A 15,700-nucleotide genomic window follows, 5' to 3' on the forward strand; every position below is an offset into this window, starting at 1 on the left:
GGGGGGGGGGGGGGGGGGATTGAGCCGGGGCGGCCTCGCAGTCTGTTTCTAAAAAGAACTAGAAGGGGCCAGCCACGTCCAAGTATTACATATCCCGAGGAATCTGCAAATACCTTTTAAAGGATTTAATGCCCAATATGTTCGATGTCACGATATTCGATGTCACGTCTCCCCGAGCCCGACATCCATGGGTAAGCTCAGAGTCTATGAACACCGGCGAGAACAGGGCTTCAACAACGCCGCAGCCGCACGCTTCTACGAACACAGGCATCGTGGACGATGCTCCCGCCACCGCTAACTCTCGCGTCGCTGCGTTCTTTGACCTGGATAAAACCATTATTGCCAAGAGCTCGGCATATGCGTTCAACAAGCAATTCCTCGAGCGCGGCATCATTTCGCCGACGGACATGCTGCAAATGGCACTCAGTCACGCCCTGTACATGTCACAGGGACACGATGAGGCGCAAATGGAGGCCACGCGCGAGCAGTTCTCCGCTCTTATCGCTGGTCACAGCGCCCGGGAGCTGCGCCAGGTCGCGATCGAAACCCTAGAGCAGAACATCACGCCGTACATCTACGCCGAGCCCTTGGAGCTCATTCGTGAACACCGCGCACGGGGGCATCAGGTGTTCATTATCTCGGCGTCGGCTCGGCAGATTGTTGAGCCCATTGCGCAGGCACTCGGTGTCTACAACGTGGTGGCCACCGAGCTGGAGGTTCGCGATGGGTTCTTCACGGGTGAAACGGAGTTCTTCTGCCGAGGCGAAAACAAGGCTGTGCAGATGCGTCGGATAGCGGAAAAGCGCCAGTTCAACCTGGCCGAATGCTTTGCGTACTCGGATTCCATCACTGATGAGCCCATGCTGGCTGCAGTCGGCCATCCCGTTGTGGTCAATCCCGATCGCGCTCTGCGCAAGATTGCGGCAGAGCGTGAGTGGCCTGTGCGCCAATTCCGGAATCCCGTCCCGCTGTTTCGCGCGCCGTCGAAACGCAATGCTGCAATTCTTGCCGGCGTCACACTGGCGCTTGGCGCGGGTGCGACGCTGTTGGCACTGCGCAAAAACGACGACGAGCCAAAGGCCGACTAACCCACCATCCAGCAGCCGGCCCGTCTACGCCGCTTCGGCGATACCGCGCGCTTCCACGGCACCGGCCTTCAGCCCCTCCAGATGCAGGAGAATCCACGCACGCAGGCCATCGGCGCTTCCCGACGCGAACCCCTCTGCGGCCTCGAAATACTCCTGGCGGTGGCGAGTCCAGTAGACCTCGGGCACGGCCAAGCCACGCGGATCCAGGCCGGTTGCGACAGTCGTCAGCCGCGAGGCGGCGCGGGCGATGATGCCGTTGTGGTACTCAAAGGGGCGCAGAGTCAGCAGTTCACCGTGCACAATCGCCGAGAGCACACCTGCGTGGATCTGGCTGCGGCCAGTGATGAAGTCACCGAGCACGTGCAGACGCTGCTCCTTCATCGCAGACGAGAGCTTGTCGTCACCAACCGGACGCCCGGCTTTCATCCGCGCCTCGGAACCGTCTTCAGTCTCACCTGCGGGCGATGCGTTCAACGCAAACTTGGCCAGCACCTGCTGCGGAGCGCGCTGCCACACGCGAGTGGTCTCACCAATTGACTCCGGGGAAATGGTGTCGGCAACCCGAAGGGCTGCTGCGAGTACGGGATCGGTGATGTTGCCGTCGTCGGGAAGCGATGGCTCGCCGCCTTCTAGCCACGCCGATGCCCGAGCGCCACGAAGGACCGACTCGGAGCCGGTGACGTTGTGCTTGCGCAGGTTGGCCTTGTGCCTGTGGACAGCCTGGATGGCCTTGGCCGCGACATCAGCGGCATGTGCAACGCCGTCGAGCTGCCACAGGGGCGCGAGGGGGTCCTTGGGGTCAAGCTGCGGGATAGCAGCGCCGGAAGCACCGTCAGCACCATCGGCACCCGATTCAGATGCCTTCGCCTGCGCTGCCTCACGCTCTGCGCGCTTCTTCGCCGACACGGAGGACACACCCAGGCTCATCCCAGCTAGGCCACCTTTTCCGGCGCCAACACCATTGCCCACACCATTGCCAGCACCGGCACCAATTCCATCGGCTCCACGCACGTTCTCAGGCTGATTGTTCATATCCCACACCCTAATTCTTCACCGCTAAGTAAGTGACAAACTTATATAGAAATGGTCAAAGATGAGAAAAACTTCAACGAGTTCTTGGCTTTTTCGCCCTTGTGGCGCGCTCTCCCCACAATGAGAGGTAGTATGGCAGTTTGTAACTGCAGTTTTAAAGTTTCAAACCATCTTTTCCAACCATCTGCGTAGGAGGAAGTACACGTGAGCAACGACGATACGAAGGGTCTCTTTACCGACGGCACCGAACCGCGTGTTACCGCTATCCCGCTGAGCGATGTGGATAGCAACGCTTCGGGCGATGCCAGCATCGGCCAGCTCGTGTCTAATGCTTCTACGCAGATTTCCGCTCTGGTTCGCTCTGAGATTGAGCTGGCCAAGGCTGAAATTGCTGGCGAGGCTAAGAAGGGTGCAGTTGGCGGTGGCTTCTTCGCGGTTGCCGGCGTCGTCGCGCTGTACTCCTCGTTCTTCTTTTTCTTCTTCCTCGGCTGGCTGCTGGATCTTTGGCTGCCAACCTGGGCTGCATTCCTCATCGTTTTCGTTCTGATGCTGGTCATCGCCGGCGTGGCGGCACTGCTGGGTCTGAAGAAGGTCAAGTCGATCCGCAAGCCAGAGAAAACCATCGAGTCGATGCAGGAGCTGAAGGGGGTCGTGCCGTCGGGGTCCGCGAAGAAGTCTTCGCAGTCGAACGGCCTGTACACCTAAAGGCTTGAAAGAAAATGGGCGGGACTTTGTTGGTCTCGCCCTTTTGTTTTATTCAGTCCCGGTTCAAGCCCTTCGGATAAGGTATTTTCCCCTCATGACCTCCCTCAGCGATTCTCTTACCGGCCCCTGGCGTCATCGTCTCATTCACGTCCGCGGCCAGCGCCTACACATCGCCGAGTGCGGCCGCCCCTCCGATCCGCTCGTGTTGTTTATTCACGGCTCGACTGGCGGTTGGTTTGAATGGCGCGAGGTTTTGCCAATGCTTAACGACGACTCGGGAGACCCCCTCCCCGTGCACGCTGTGGCTATTTCTATGCGTGGCTACGGTCAGTCCGACCGAACACCGCATGGCTACGATCCGTTCGAGGCGGCCCAGGACATCGCCTCGTCGATTCGCTCGTTGGGGCACTCGACCGCACTGCTGGTCTGCCAGGGGTTCGGCACGTGGGTGGCGTGGACGTTGGCCTCGCGGCAGCCGAATCTTGTTTCCGGAATCATTGGTTGTGGTGCTGCGCATCCGAAGGTGTGGCTCAACCAGTTGAAGAGCCCGTGGTCGGAGGACTTCCGCAGTAGCCTAGCTCCGCTGCTGCGCCGTTCGTGGTGGGATTCGCGGCCACGGATGCCGCGGTTGCGTCGCAATCAGTTCAGCACGCAGGCGGCTGAGGCTCGCCAGCAGCGGCTCATTGACCGCATCGTGAGCGAGTCCATGTCCACCGCCGGAGAGGGGTTCGCCGAGACCCCCGAGGGGAAACAGACCGCGGAACTCATGTCTGACAGCCTGGCCAGTGGGGCACTCCGCCCTGCACTGGCACATATGAATTGGTGGACGCGACCGGCTCCGGCCGCTTTCCGCAAGTGGTTGGGCGCGATGGAGGGGTCGTCGAAAAGCGATGAGCACACGGTGCTACTCGTCGGCGAGCAGGACACTCGTACCCCACCTGCGCTGGTGGAGCTCAGCTCCACCCACGTGCGCGTTGTGCCGGATTGTGGGCACTTCCTGCCGGTAGAGAAGCCTCAGGCTGTGGTGCAGGCGATCAGGGATCACCTGCACTGGTTGCCGGAAGGGTCTTAAGGATCGGGCCTTTTAGCCCTTTACCTGCCCCGTTACCTTGAAGTCATCCCCGATAATGGGGATAGTCGCTGGGCTGGGCATGACTTAATCGCCCTGTAGTTTCAATAATCCGGGAGTGGTGCCACCCGGCACCAGGACATTCGATGACAGCTAATAGGGACGCAGCCGGAATCTCCAGGTCTCAATGTAGACGTGGGTGTGCGCCACGAATGCCATGACACCAGCGACTGGCAAATCCACCACGTTTCCCCCTAGGAACCATCCATGTCGCAGGATACTCCCATCGACATTTTCCTTGGCCTAGATGTAGACAAATCCCAACACCATCGGAGCGCTACCCATTGCGGTTGCCCGTCAACGCGGTTGCCAGGTCGGCTACTTACCAGGCTTGGCCATGCGAAAAGCCACGGATCCCTACCCTGTACAGGCGAAAACCGACAATCGCGACGCCTTCATCATCGCCGATACTGCACGAACAATGCCGCACACCCTGCGGTCGGTTGGTCGAAACAGCGAAGTACTCTCAGCCCTCAAGATGCTATCCGGCTTTGACGATGACATACCTCGTGACTGCACCAGAACCGTCAACCGGCTACGCAGCGTGCTCACCCAAATCTACCCCAGCCTGGAGCGTGTTTTCGCTGACAGCCAACATTAAAGCACTAAAAGCCCAACGCGAAACTATCACCAGCCAGGTCGAGGACATGCTGGAGGATTTCCCTGCCTCCGAGGTCTTGGATCCAGCATGCCGGGAATCGGCATCAAGACCGCAGCGCAGATGCCGCTTTCCATCGGTGATGGATCCCACTTCGCATTCTCTGGTCATCTGACCGCCTATGCAGGAACACGAAGATCAGGCTCATCAATGCGAGGTGAGTTCCCATCCAATACAGGAAACAAGCGACTGAAAAATGCTCTGTTCTACTGAAGCGTTTGCTGCCATGCGAAGCCACGAAACGTCCCGAACCTACTACGGGCGCAAAAGAGCAAAAGGCAAACGCCACAATGCGCCCCACTCATGTGCCTATCCAGACGTAGATGTAACGTCATCTACGCCATGCTCAAAACAAGGAATTCTACCGAAACGCACCTACCAAACAATCAGTAGCAGTTTAAGCCGATCAGCAATCAGGCCCACCAACACCAATTGATGGGCCCAATAAACCGTGCCTAGAACCCATCCCCAAGAGTTTCACCTAAGAACTCCGATTGGGGCTTGACAAAAACATAGGGACACCCCCAGTAGACCATCATGCGCGCTTTTACAGTTGGTGAGCTTTGACGCTCAGATTGGTTTGAAGTACAGTTTCGGCCTATGAAGATTCGTTCCTAATTCGACGCGCTCTTATTCATCGTTGACTCGAAGGCGGAACTTGGCATGCCTATTTCTTTTTCCCATCTCTCTTTTGCCTGGCCAGACGGCACTCCTTGTTTTTCAGACTTAAGCGCTACATTCACTGCGCCTTTCACCGGTCTTGTGGGCGCTAATGGCTCAGGAAAATCGACCCTCGCTAAGGTATTGGCCGGCATCTATCAACCCACTTCTGGCACGGTGGAGGCCCCTAAAATCGGTTACCTTGACCAAGATTTAGGGCTCAAAGTGACCGACACCATCGCAGATGTATTTAAAGCCCGCGAAATCTTAGACGCCATAGCGGAGATCGAAGCGGGCAACTACTCCGAGGAACTCGCGGACATCGTTGCTGACAACTGGGATCTAAAGGAACGGATTCAGGCCGCCCTTAGCGCGTCGGAATTGAATTTTTCTCTTACTCGCAGCGTCGGCAGCCTGTCGGGAGGAGAGGCAGTCGCTGTGGCGCTGACGGCGTTGTTTTTCTCCCAACCAGAGATGATTGTTCTTGATGAGCCCACGAACAATCTCGACGCCGCCGCCAAGGAGCGCCTCCTACATATGATTGACTCTTCCCAGGTGCCCATGGTGGTCATCTCGCACGATCGGGAGCTGCTCAACCACGCTGACGAGATCGCTGAGCTCTATCACGGCTCATTACGTATGTTTAGCGGAAACTTTGAGCACTACCGTCAAACCATCGACCACGAACAGGAAGCCGTGCGGGCGGAAGTAAGTGAGGCCAGAGCCTCCTATCACAAGGAAGTTCGACAACGTGCCGAGATGCAGACACGGCTCGCCCGTGACGCCCGCCGTGGGAGAAAGTTCGCTACCTCCAAACGCAAGCCCGGCATGGCCATGGGAAACGATAAGAACCGATCTCAGGTCTCGTCAGCCAAGCGTGCCAGTGATGCCGCAGCCTCGGTGTCACAAGCTCGGGCAAGTTATGACTTGGCGCAGCTTAGGTTGCGGGAGGACACTCACGTTCACATCGAGCTTCCCGATACCAGCCTTCCCAATGCCACGCGCGTTCTGGACAGCGAGATGTTGACAATCGTCGGCCCCGAACGTGTTCGACTCGCCGGTGCCAATGGGTCGGGAAAAACTACGTTTCTCAATCGGATTGCCAGCGGCGAAGTCGACTATGCGCTGCCCTGCGGCTACCTACGCCAACGCATCGCATTGCCGGCGGAAAAGAGTGTGTGGGAGCTGGTCGCGGAAAGCAATCCGCAGGCTGACCTGCAGCTTATCCGCGACAAGCTGGCGCAACTATTGTTCCAGAATGACAGTGTCCACGCACCGGTGAGGCAACTTTCCGGAGGCGAGCGGTTCCGCGTCGAGTGCGCGCGCGTACTGCTTGCGTCCCCCGCACCGCAGTTCCTGCTAGTTGACGAGCCGACTAACAACTTGGATATCCCCACCGTGGACTGGCTTGTCGACGTCCTCTCTGCCTACCGCGGAGCGTTACTCGTCGTCAGCCACGATGAATACTTCTGTTCGAACCTTTCGCTGGATCGCACCATCGAGCTTTAAAAGCATTTTGCAATGAGTCAGTCGGCACACGAAAACGGGCGAGTAATTTATACCTCAAATGTGCTCAGGCAGCGCCTCTTTGAATTGAACCATGACGATATCGTGATTCCATGCATTGTGCCCCCTCGTAAGCACGCGCTGTCACTTTGAGTCGTATTTTTCCACCGTCTTGAGCTGTCATCTTTGAAAATGGGGCCAAGTGCATAGTCTGCTGTATTTTTGTGAAGTCACTATAGGTGCCGTGATTTTGCGATGTCACGCGCTTAGCATTGTGGGCGACGGCCGGGAAAGCTGAGCTTGCCACCTTGCGGTGGGTGTACGGGTGGGGCACCAATCGGCTTCACGAAGCACTGGACTACGCCCCCACAGGAAATAAAAACCGAGTACTGCCGCACCCAGCCCATCAACACAGGGTCGTAAAAGAAGCGGAACTAAACCTAGGATGTCGATTCGGGATAGTTGGTACCTGTTTTTCCGTGTAGCCGGTACTGCAAACGTTTTTCTCTCATAGTTGATGCTGGAAGTACCGTCGTCTGATGCTGTCTGTGTCTGCGTCAACTCTTGCTTCGAGCGATCCATCTGGAGCCCTGCCCACGAGATACAACGCTGTCGCGATACCAGGCCGACATCATCTCGTTGCGCAGTCCGAGGGCCCCGCAGGTCCTAAGTTGCCAAGAGGCCAACCAAACCGTTACCGGTCCATCGCCAACACTACTGTCGAACAGCCGGTTGCAACACAGCGGACACCGAACAACCGAACCCACATTGGTGACCTCAACATGCGCGCGGCCAACGCCCATTAGCTCCGAACTGCTATTGCATAAAGCCGGGTTGCTACAGTCGGGCGTGCCCCACACAACTTGCCGCTTACCCCGCCACGCACTGCTGCGTGCTGATGGCCCCGTAGTTATTCATCGCCTCATCAATGTGTGGCTGGACCTCGGCGTGCGTCAGCGCGTAACCAGTCTGGTCATTGTTCACACCGGCACCGAAGACCAAGCCCAGGATCTGGCCCTGCGGCGTAATCAGTGGGCCGCCCGAGTTACCGTGGCGCACATCTGCCTTCAGAACATAGGACTGGCGCTCGTGCCTGGTCGACGAATAAATATCCGGGCCTCGAATAATGATGTTCTCCGTCACGCGAGCAGGTGTGGCCTTAAAGGGACCGGACTCGGGAAAGCCCAGCACTACCGCGTCATCGCCCGGACGAGCTTCCTGATCCGACCACTGCATGGGCTCCAGGGGCAGGTCGGTGGTTCGGAGCAGGGCGACGTCGTCAAGCGGATCGTAGTGCACGACATTCGCGTCAGCCATGCCGACCACGGTTTCCAGCCGAACAGTGGTGGCGCCGGCGACCACGTGCGCATTGGTCAGAATCAGATCCGGCGCGATGACAAAGCCCGTGCCCTGCAGCAAGCGCTCACACTGCGGGGCCTCGCCCAAGACGCGGACGATGGACGGTCGAATACTGTCGACGACACCTTGCGAAATCACATTGGGATCGGCGGGTTCATCGGGGACGTTCTGCTTGTAGCCGAATGGCGGAGCGATGGCGGGCATTCCATCATCGCGGAGCTGACGGAGGATGCCACTGAAGCCGTCGCTCCATTCGTCGGGAGCGATCTGATCAATGAGGTTCATGCCCTTGGACTCACGCACCCAGTCGGCGAACTGCCCGGGCACGGCCGTGGCCAGCGGCACGGCGATCATCCATGTCACTACCAGCGCAGTCACGGACTGCACGATGGCACCAAGGCTCGAATCCAGGCCGACTGCCAACGGCGAGCGAATGGTATTCCGCAGCGACTGCCCTGCCACTGTTCCCACCGCATGACCGATCAGGGCGAACAGAATCACTGTGCCGAGGCCCAGAAGAACCTTCCCCGACTGGTTCTCGACTTGCGCCATAGCTAGCGGCGCCAAGGGCACACCAATAACCAAGCCCAGAACAACGCCCAAAATGGCCATAATCGACGAGACGGCGCCCTGCTGCCAGCCAACGACGAGCGCGAAAATGAAAACCGCCAGCAGCGCAACGTCAAACACAGCGATTGCAGGCATCATCGTCGGCCTCCCTTCAGTACGGACAGATTTTCACCATTAGCGGAACGCGCGAGCACCGGCAAAAGTTTCTGCACGTTGGTGCCGTCCCACGGTTCCGACCAGCCGGCCACATCCAGCAAGTAGGACAGCACGCCGCCGGTAAAGCCCCAAACGACGAAGTCACCAACCTTAAATGCCGGCCCTGTCCAGCCGTGATACCCCAGCATCATGCGGTTGTCCGGATTCGTCAGGTGGCTGATTGGCACGTTGAATACCGATTCCGTCTCCGCAGAGTCGACCGCGCGCAGCGGATGCGGTGCATGCCAGTACGCCAGCACCGGATTGACCGCGAACCCAGTCCGCGAAATATCAATCGAGTCCAGCACCCGCATCGGCGTCACCGTCTTTCGGTCCAGCCCGGTTTCTTCCTCTGCTTCACGCAGCGCGGTATCGACCTCGTCCACGTCCCCGGGGTCGATGTGACCGCCCGGAAACGCCATCTGACCTGCATGCTTACGCAGCGTTGTCGCCCTGTGAATAAGCACCACACTGGCATCCTCCGGCCGCTGATGCGCCTCCGCATCACCGCTGAGCAGCACCAACACCGCCGACCGCGCAGGATTCCGCAACGGTTTCTCCTGCGTCGAGGAGTCTCGCCGCAACTTCGCAAACGCGCGCTTCACGCTTGATGACGAATCGGAGCGACCGGCCACCTTCTGCTCCGAGTGATCTGTTGCGTCGTGGCTAGCGCTGCTGGCGTGGCCTGTTGCGTCGAGCCCTGCCGCGCCATGATCAGCGCTGACCAGGTGCGGCGGCAAACTATTGGTCAACCACTTCGGCAGATACAGCCCCGAGCTTGCGTCGCGATTCCACGACTGTCCCTTAGTCACTTCAACGCGCCTCGCACGAGATCAGTAATCTGCTGCGCATCGGTGAATTCACCGGGATGAATGGTCGCCACTGTGCCATCTGCCTTAAACACCACGGTAATGGGCACAACTCGCGGTAGATTCAACGCTGGTCCGACCACATCGACCGTGTCCGAGTAGGTCGGTAGATTCACTCCGATTTCCTGCAGGAAGGCCTGGCCACGCCCCGCCTCGCGAGCCGCATGCACCGTCACCACCTGCACATCTGGGTTGTCCTTGCCCCATTGCTCAATAAGCGGCAGCTCTTGGCGACACGGCGCACAGTTCCATGCCCAGACATTAAGCACGGTTGGCTTAGCCTCGACGACCTGGCCCATGTCTACCAGTTCCGTTCGGCCAGCCTCGTTGCTCTGATCCGCTGAGCCTCCCGACTCCGCCAACAGCGGCAAGCGCACACCGGCCAGCGAGCCACTACCCGCTACCGCCGCGATCTCGTCCTTCGACATCGCTGGCGCCGCCGATGCACCATCCACCTCATCATCACTGCCGGTGCCAGCACTGCCAGCGCCATCCACACCGGCACTCACACCAGCTCCAGTCCCACCACCGTCGGCCTCGTCATTGCCACCAGTGGTATTCACAATCGCGAAAACCACCAGCCCCACAATGCTAATCCCCGCGATGAGCAGCGTAATCAGCGATGCCGAACGGTTAACGTCCGCCTGCCGATCCCCAATGTGGCCACCATTGTGACTACGACCGCCCTGCTCATTCACGAAAAGTGCTCCTCGACTAGTCCTGTGTCGCTGTGGTGTTGCGCGCGCTATCCCCGTCGTCAAGCGCGGAAAGTTCCTCCCCACTGTAGCCGTCATTAAGACCGGCCAGGTAGAGAAGCCATTCTCTGTCGTCTGACTTAATCAACTTCTCCGCAGTCTCCGGCTCCGCCGGACCCGCGACGCCATACGACGGGCAATCCGCCGCCAAGAAACACGCCCCGCACGCCGCCCGGCGCGAATGGCACACCCGGCGACCGTGGAAAATCAGCCGGTGCGAAAACCACGTCCACTCCGCGCGCGGCAGCACCTCCATCATCTCGTGCTCCACGCGCACCGGATCTTCCTGCTCTGTGAGGCCCATGCGCCGCACCAGACGTCCAAAATGCGTATCGACCGTCAACCCCGGCACCCCAAAAGCATTCCCCAGCACCACATTCGCGGTCTTGCGGCCAACACCCGGAAGCTTCACCAGCTCCTCCAACGTGCCCGGGACCTCGCCGCCGTGCTGCTCCATCACCCCCTGCGCAAAGCCGATGATGTTCGCGGCCTTATTCCTATAAAAACCCGTCGGCCGAACGAGCTCTTCAACCTCCTCCTGGTTCGCAACCGCCAAATCGGCTGGACTGGGGTACCTAGCGAACAACGCCGGCGTAGTCATATTCACCCGCGCGTCCGTACACTGCGCCGACAGAATCGTCGCCACCGCGAGCTCATACGGATTACGAAAGTCCAGTTCACAGTGCGCATTCGGGTACGCCACCGCCAGTGTGCGGTTAATCCGCCGCGCACGCCGCACCATGCCCAGGCGCGTCTCCTTCCCCCGCGCCGCCGGATGCGCCCCCACCGCCCGACGCTTCTTCGACGTCAGGGACCCCTGCGGGTGCGTGGGCTGAGGTTTACTTATCGTCTGATGCTTGCTTATCTGGTGCGTGCTTAACGACGATGCCTTGCCGGTCGTATCCATGGTCGTAGTGTATCGGCTACCCCGGATTGCAATTCGCGTGCGCACCTTTCGCGGGCTGAATTCTTAGGTTCGTCGGAGATGCGGATGAAACCGGTAGCGGCTCGGGCATATTCGATCAAAAATCAAAAAGTCATGCCCAATTACCCCTTGGAACACCGTTAGCGAATTGTTAAATAGAAATACACAGTTCAGCGGCTTTTCACCAGAATTCTCCACAGACGCAGTGGCTCTTTTGCTACAGTGGTGTTTATCACATCTTGGTGACGGCGTAGTTTCGTAACGGCGCAGTTTTGGGATGCATCTATAAAGGCGATTTGTCGTAAAATTCGTCCAGGGATGGACCTGCTTTGAAAGCTGGCAGCGGCGTTACCGGGAAAGACCGAAAGTAGTGGGACGGGGCAGTTTCTCTTCCTGTTTGACCACTGCAATTTGTAGTCGAGTGTTAATTTGGCGGCTGCTGGCCTGTACTTACGGTGGTTAGTGGCCCAAGACAGGAGAATTTTACCGTGGATGACGTCAAGGAGATTCTCTCCCGGGCCGGTGTATTTCAGGGAGTTGACCAGGATGCTGTGCAGGCCCTGCTCGGCGAGCTCGAGACGGTTCGCTTCCCGCGTGGAACCACCATCTTCAATGAGGGCGAGCCGGGCGATCGGCTCTACATCATTATTGATGGCAAGGTGAAGCTGGCTCGTCGCTCAGCCGACGGTCGTGAAAACCTGTTGACCATCATGGGCCCGTCCGACATGTTCGGCGAGCTCTCCATCTTCGACCCGGGCCCGCGCACCTCTTCGGCGGTCTGCGTCACTGAGGTTTCCGCCGCGTCCATGAGTGCCGATCAGCTGCAGGAATGGGTTGGGTCGCACCCGGATGTTCCAGCTCAGCTGCTGCGCATGCTGGCCCGCCGTCTACGCCGCACCAATAATTCGCTGGCCGATCTCATCTTCACCGACGTCCCTGGTCGCGTTGCTAAGTCCCTGCTTCAGCTGGCTAATCGCTTCGGTGTTCAGGAAGGTTCTGCTCTCCGCGTGAACCACGACCTCACTCAGGAGGAAATCGCACAGCTCGTCGGCGCCTCTCGTGAGACCGTTAACAAGGCTCTGGCAGAGTTCGCCCACCGCGGCTGGATTCGCCTTGAGGGCAAGTCCGTGCTCATCTCCGATACGGAGCGTTTGGCCCGACGCGCACGCTAGCTTGTTGCGCTTGTGACGCTTGTGGCGCTTGTGGCGCTGCCCAAACGACTCACAACTCACATCCCGCAGCCTCTGCTTTTGGTTTCTCGGTTCCCGTAGGAGCACATGAAACGCATGAGGCTCGCGGGATTTTTGTTGTCTTCCCCGCTGGCCTGGCATGCTGGTTTGGCATGCTGGCCTGGCATGCTGGCCCCACCCCACCGGCCGAATTATGGCCAAGGTTGGCGCACTTATCGTTGCGTCCCGTCGATGCTTCCCCGCTTTTTCTGCCACTCATCGACGCTTTCCCGGCACCTATCGATGCACCATTCACCAATTTCTCCCCGCATCAATCACTTGTCGATGCGCTGTTCACTTATGCGTGCGCTATAGCTCATCGACAGGTGAATACCTCATCGATAAGTGATTGAGCTGACCCGACGAGGCCACCGCGCCCGAACCAGCACTAACCCAAACAAAAAGCGCGCAACCTGCAAAACTGCAGATCACACGCTCTTTTCATGCGGTGACTCAAGCTCAGCTTCAGCCAAGTCTCAATTAAGCCCAGCCCAGCAACCGGCCGAAGCCAAAGCCCAGCAACTACTCCCCGTGATCGCGCAGGTAGCGCAGGGTCACACGCGTCGACTGCTCAGCAGCATGACGCAGCACCGGATCGACATCGGTGTAAATCTCATCCACAATCTGGTCGACCGTAGCTTCGTCACCCAGCTTGGCAACGGCATCCTTCACCTGCTGCAGGCGCAGCTTACGACGCTCAATGTACTTCTGTGTCATTACAGTGATGTCCGGCAGGTCAGCACCATGACCAGGCAGCAGACGAACACCCTTGCCGCGCGAATCCAGCATTTTCAGGGTTTCCATGTACTTACCCAGGTCGCCGTCGGTCTCCGAAATCATAGTGGTGTGGCGGCCAGCGATTGTGTCACCGGTAACGATGCCTTCAACATCGTCCTCGCCATCACCAGTGTGGATGAAGAAGCAAACGGAATCAGCGGTGTGACCAGGGGTTGCCACGACCTCAATCTGCGGAGTCACTCCGTCGAGGACGATACGTTCGCCGTCGACAAGCGGATCCTGGCCTCCCGCGCAGTACTGAGACTCCAGCTCACGAATCGGCGCGCCGGTGAGCTGACGGAAACGTGCGGCGCCATCAGCATGGTCGCCATGACGGTGCGTCAGCAGAATCAACGCAACGTCGCCGGCATAGCGCTGGAGGACGTTCAGGTGTCCCTCGTCCTCCGGACCCGGATCGATGACAATACTGCGGCTATCCCCCTCAGCCTTAATAACGTAGGAGTTCGTACCCTCCAGCGAAGAGTAGCTGGGGTTCGGGCACAGAACGACGCCCACAGACTGAGAAATCTGACGCAGTTGGCTATACGCAGGATGCTCCATGTCCTCTATCCTACGTGGTTGCGCAATCCGGGGAGCGCGCCACGTCCTCCAATTCGGCTCATTTGGGTGTAAGCATGCTTTACGACGTCCCGGAGAAAGCAACATCCCCACTGGTCACGGCAACAAAGACAGCAGCTACTGGGCTACTTCAACGATGATCTCGACTTCCACGGGTGCGTCCAGCGGAAGCTGATTCACACCCACTGCCGAGCGAGCGTGCTGGCCGCGTTCGCCGAAGACGTCGCCGAAGAGTTCCGAGGCTCCATTGATAACGCCCGGCTGACCAGTGAATCCGGCGGCGGAATTGACGAAGCCGACGACCTTCACGATGCGGGTGACATTGTCGAGACCGACCTCGGCATCGACTGCGGCCAAAGCGTTGAGAGCGCAGGTGCGGGCGGCCTCCTTGGCTTCCTCAGCAGTGACTTCTGCGCCGACGTGGCCGACGTGGGTGAGCTCGCCGTTAACGAATGGGAGCTGACCGGAAGTGAAAACGAGGTTGCCCGTGCGCGTTGCGGGTACGTAGGCCGCAACTGGCGCGGCAACGGCAGGCAGGGTAAGCCCCAGGTCCTCGAGGGCTTGGGAAGGAGTGCGAGATTCAGAGTTGCTCATTTAAGTTACGCCTTTCCACGGCGGCTAGGGCCGGGCGAATGAAGCCGGACAAAGCAAGACGGCAGCCAACCGTGAGTCAGCTGCCACTCGAAAGCACAACCGCCGTTGTTAGTTAGGTGCTAGACACCGAGGTAATTAGTCAGCCTTCGGGCGCTTGAAGTAACCAACGTGGTTTTCGCCGGTCGGGCCGGGGAGAACAGTGACGAGTTCCCAGCCGTCCTCACCAAAGTTGTCCAGGATGGCCTTGGTGTTGTGAATGAGCAACGGTGCGGTGAAGTATTCCCATTTAGTAGTCATGGAAGCTACTTTATCTGTCCCCCAGCTTCGCGCGCTGGGGGTTCAGTTTTACTTCGGTTTTACTTGGTACTTAGCCAACTGTCCGCCAGTCCGGCGGCTTTACTTAGCCAGCTTTGCCTTGCGCTGAGCTGCGTACTGCTCAGCGTAGAAGTCGGCCCACGAAGTAATTTCCGGGTGCTCGCGCAGCATTGCGCGGCGCTGACGCTCGGTCAGGCCACCCCAGACGCCGAACTCGACGCGGTTATCCAGAGCGTCGGCACGGCACTGCAGAACCACTGGGCAGTGGCGGCAGATAACTGCGGCTTCGCGCTGTGCGGCACCGCGAACGAACAACTTATCCGGGTCAATATCGCGACACTTAGCGCGCGGGACCCACTCCTGGCGATCGCGGAAGCTCTCTACACCGAGCTCGTATTCTGGCGTAGTAGCAGTGCGGTTGCGATCGGGAATCGTGGCGGTCATTGTAGCCTCCTCGTGCCTGCGATTTTCGTTATTTCGAAATAGTTTCAACTAAATAGTGCTGAAATTTTGTTGTAAGTCTATTCACACCACCCAAATAATGTCGATTGGGTCACACTGGGAGGGTGGACGTGGCGCAGCTCTAAATACAACAATGCAGGTGGGGCAACTTTTTCCAACAAAACGACGGGGGTGATTTGCGTCACTTTGAAAATCTTTTTCCGGAAACCACTACACGATGAGTTGCCCGGTATTGTAAGGGCGCTCGTAGCACTCCTCCCCCGCTCGCCAGGCGTTTTTCTGGGCTCGCCCGG

At 58.6% G+C, this 15,700-nt stretch carries 16 protein-coding genes and 1 pseudogene; 8 read left to right on the plus strand and 9 right to left on the minus strand.

What is annotated here, in order from left to right; translation table 11 throughout:
* Window positions 1–206: 206 nt before the first annotated feature.
* Window positions 207–1,088 carry an HAD family hydrolase gene (locus HMPREF2708_RS03760; RefSeq protein WP_083321860.1) on the plus strand — a complete coding sequence of 294 codons (882 nt, stop codon included), beginning with the start codon at window positions 207–209 and terminating at the stop codon, window positions 1,086–1,088.
* 24 nt (window positions 1,089–1,112) lie between these two features.
* On the opposite strand, the gene HMPREF2708_RS03765 is transcribed toward HMPREF2708_RS03760, so the two are convergent.
* Entirely contained in the window at window positions 1,113–2,120 is a 1,008-nt protein-coding gene (locus HMPREF2708_RS03765; RefSeq protein ID WP_083321861.1) for a Fic family protein, read from the minus strand.
* A gap of 204 nt (window positions 2,121–2,324) precedes the next feature.
* Between HMPREF2708_RS03765 and HMPREF2708_RS03770 the strand changes: the two genes are divergently transcribed.
* The 6 genes and pseudogenes from HMPREF2708_RS03770 to HMPREF2708_RS11230 all read left to right on the plus strand — a co-directional run.
* Window positions 2,325–2,825 (plus strand): phage holin family protein, encoded by a 501-nt coding sequence (locus HMPREF2708_RS03770; protein WP_070832543.1) that lies wholly within the window; start codon window positions 2,325–2,327, stop codon window positions 2,823–2,825.
* Between the two features lie 94 nt (window positions 2,826–2,919).
* On the plus strand, window positions 2,920–3,897 hold the full coding sequence (locus HMPREF2708_RS03775) for an alpha/beta fold hydrolase (RefSeq protein WP_070832544.1): 978 nt from the start codon (window positions 2,920–2,922) through the stop codon (window positions 3,895–3,897).
* Window positions 3,898–4,237: 340 nt separating this feature from the next.
* On the plus strand, window positions 4,238–4,555 hold the full coding sequence (locus HMPREF2708_RS11415; RefSeq protein ID WP_371326291.1) for an IS110 family transposase: 318 nt from the start codon (window positions 4,238–4,240) through the stop codon (window positions 4,553–4,555).
* A gap of 120 nt (window positions 4,556–4,675) precedes the next feature.
* Complete coding sequence (locus HMPREF2708_RS11420; RefSeq protein ID WP_371326292.1) at window positions 4,676–4,825, plus strand: hypothetical protein; 150 nt, start codon at window positions 4,676–4,678, stop codon at window positions 4,823–4,825.
* 450 nt (window positions 4,826–5,275) lie between these two features.
* A complete protein-coding gene (locus tag HMPREF2708_RS03780) occupies window positions 5,276–6,781 on the plus strand; it encodes an ABC-F family ATP-binding cassette domain-containing protein (RefSeq protein WP_070832546.1) in 1,506 nt (501 codons plus the stop codon).
* Between the two features lie 284 nt (window positions 6,782–7,065).
* A pseudogene (locus HMPREF2708_RS11230) lies at window positions 7,066–7,201 on the plus strand (IS3 family transposase); the annotation flags it as partial.
* A 447-nt stretch (window positions 7,202–7,648) separates the two neighbouring features.
* Here the strand turns inward: HMPREF2708_RS11230 and HMPREF2708_RS03785 are convergent.
* The 4 genes from HMPREF2708_RS03785 to nth are packed head-to-tail and all read right to left on the minus strand — an operon-like array spanning window position 7,649 to window position 11,313.
* Window positions 7,649–8,845, minus strand: a complete 1,197-nt coding sequence (locus HMPREF2708_RS03785; RefSeq protein WP_070832549.1) for a MarP family serine protease — start codon at window positions 8,843–8,845, stop codon at window positions 7,649–7,651.
* Complete coding sequence (locus tag HMPREF2708_RS03790) at window positions 8,842–9,714, minus strand: NUDIX hydrolase (RefSeq protein WP_070832552.1); 873 nt, start codon at window positions 9,712–9,714, stop codon at window positions 8,842–8,844. Before HMPREF2708_RS03790 ends, HMPREF2708_RS03785 begins: the two co-directional genes overlap by 4 nt.
* On the minus strand, window positions 9,711–10,469 hold the full coding sequence (locus HMPREF2708_RS03795; protein WP_070832554.1) for a TlpA family protein disulfide reductase: 759 nt from the start codon (window positions 10,467–10,469) through the stop codon (window positions 9,711–9,713). Before HMPREF2708_RS03795 ends, HMPREF2708_RS03790 begins: the two co-directional genes overlap by 4 nt.
* A gap of 16 nt (window positions 10,470–10,485) precedes the next feature.
* Entirely contained in the window at window positions 10,486–11,313 is an 828-nt protein-coding gene (nth, locus tag HMPREF2708_RS03800) for an endonuclease III (RefSeq protein WP_371326293.1), read from the minus strand.
* Window positions 11,314–11,939: 626 nt separating this feature from the next.
* Between nth and glxR the strand changes: the two genes are divergently transcribed.
* The gene (glxR, locus tag HMPREF2708_RS03805) at window positions 11,940–12,623 is read left to right on the plus strand and encodes a CRP-like cAMP-activated global transcriptional regulator GlxR (RefSeq protein ID WP_070832557.1); all 684 of its coding nucleotides are present in this window, start codon (window positions 11,940–11,942) and stop codon (window positions 12,621–12,623) included.
* Between the two features lie 579 nt (window positions 12,624–13,202).
* Here glxR and HMPREF2708_RS03810 read toward each other — a convergent pair.
* The 4 genes from HMPREF2708_RS03810 to HMPREF2708_RS03820 all read right to left on the minus strand — a co-directional run bounded on the left by HMPREF2708_RS03810 (window position 13,203) and on the right by HMPREF2708_RS03820 (window position 15,389).
* The gene (locus HMPREF2708_RS03810; protein WP_005511689.1) at window positions 13,203–14,018 is read right to left on the minus strand and encodes an MBL fold metallo-hydrolase; all 816 of its coding nucleotides are present in this window, start codon (window positions 14,016–14,018) and stop codon (window positions 13,203–13,205) included.
* Between the two features lie 135 nt (window positions 14,019–14,153).
* Window positions 14,154–14,630 (minus strand): RidA family protein, encoded by a 477-nt coding sequence (locus HMPREF2708_RS03815; RefSeq protein ID WP_070595909.1) that lies wholly within the window; start codon window positions 14,628–14,630, stop codon window positions 14,154–14,156.
* 135 nt (window positions 14,631–14,765) lie between these two features.
* Entirely contained in the window at window positions 14,766–14,927 is a 162-nt protein-coding gene (locus tag HMPREF2708_RS11000; RefSeq protein ID WP_005511670.1) for a Sp36 family protein, read from the minus strand.
* 99 nt (window positions 14,928–15,026) lie between these two features.
* Window positions 15,027–15,389, minus strand: coding sequence for a WhiB family transcriptional regulator (locus HMPREF2708_RS03820; protein WP_038627417.1), 363 nt, complete (start codon window positions 15,387–15,389; stop codon window positions 15,027–15,029).
* Window positions 15,390–15,700 lie beyond the last annotated feature (311 nt).

Source organism: Corynebacterium sp. HMSC073H12 (assembly GCF_001837775.1).
Lineage (GTDB): Bacteria > Actinomycetota > Actinomycetes > Mycobacteriales > Mycobacteriaceae > Corynebacterium > Corynebacterium amycolatum.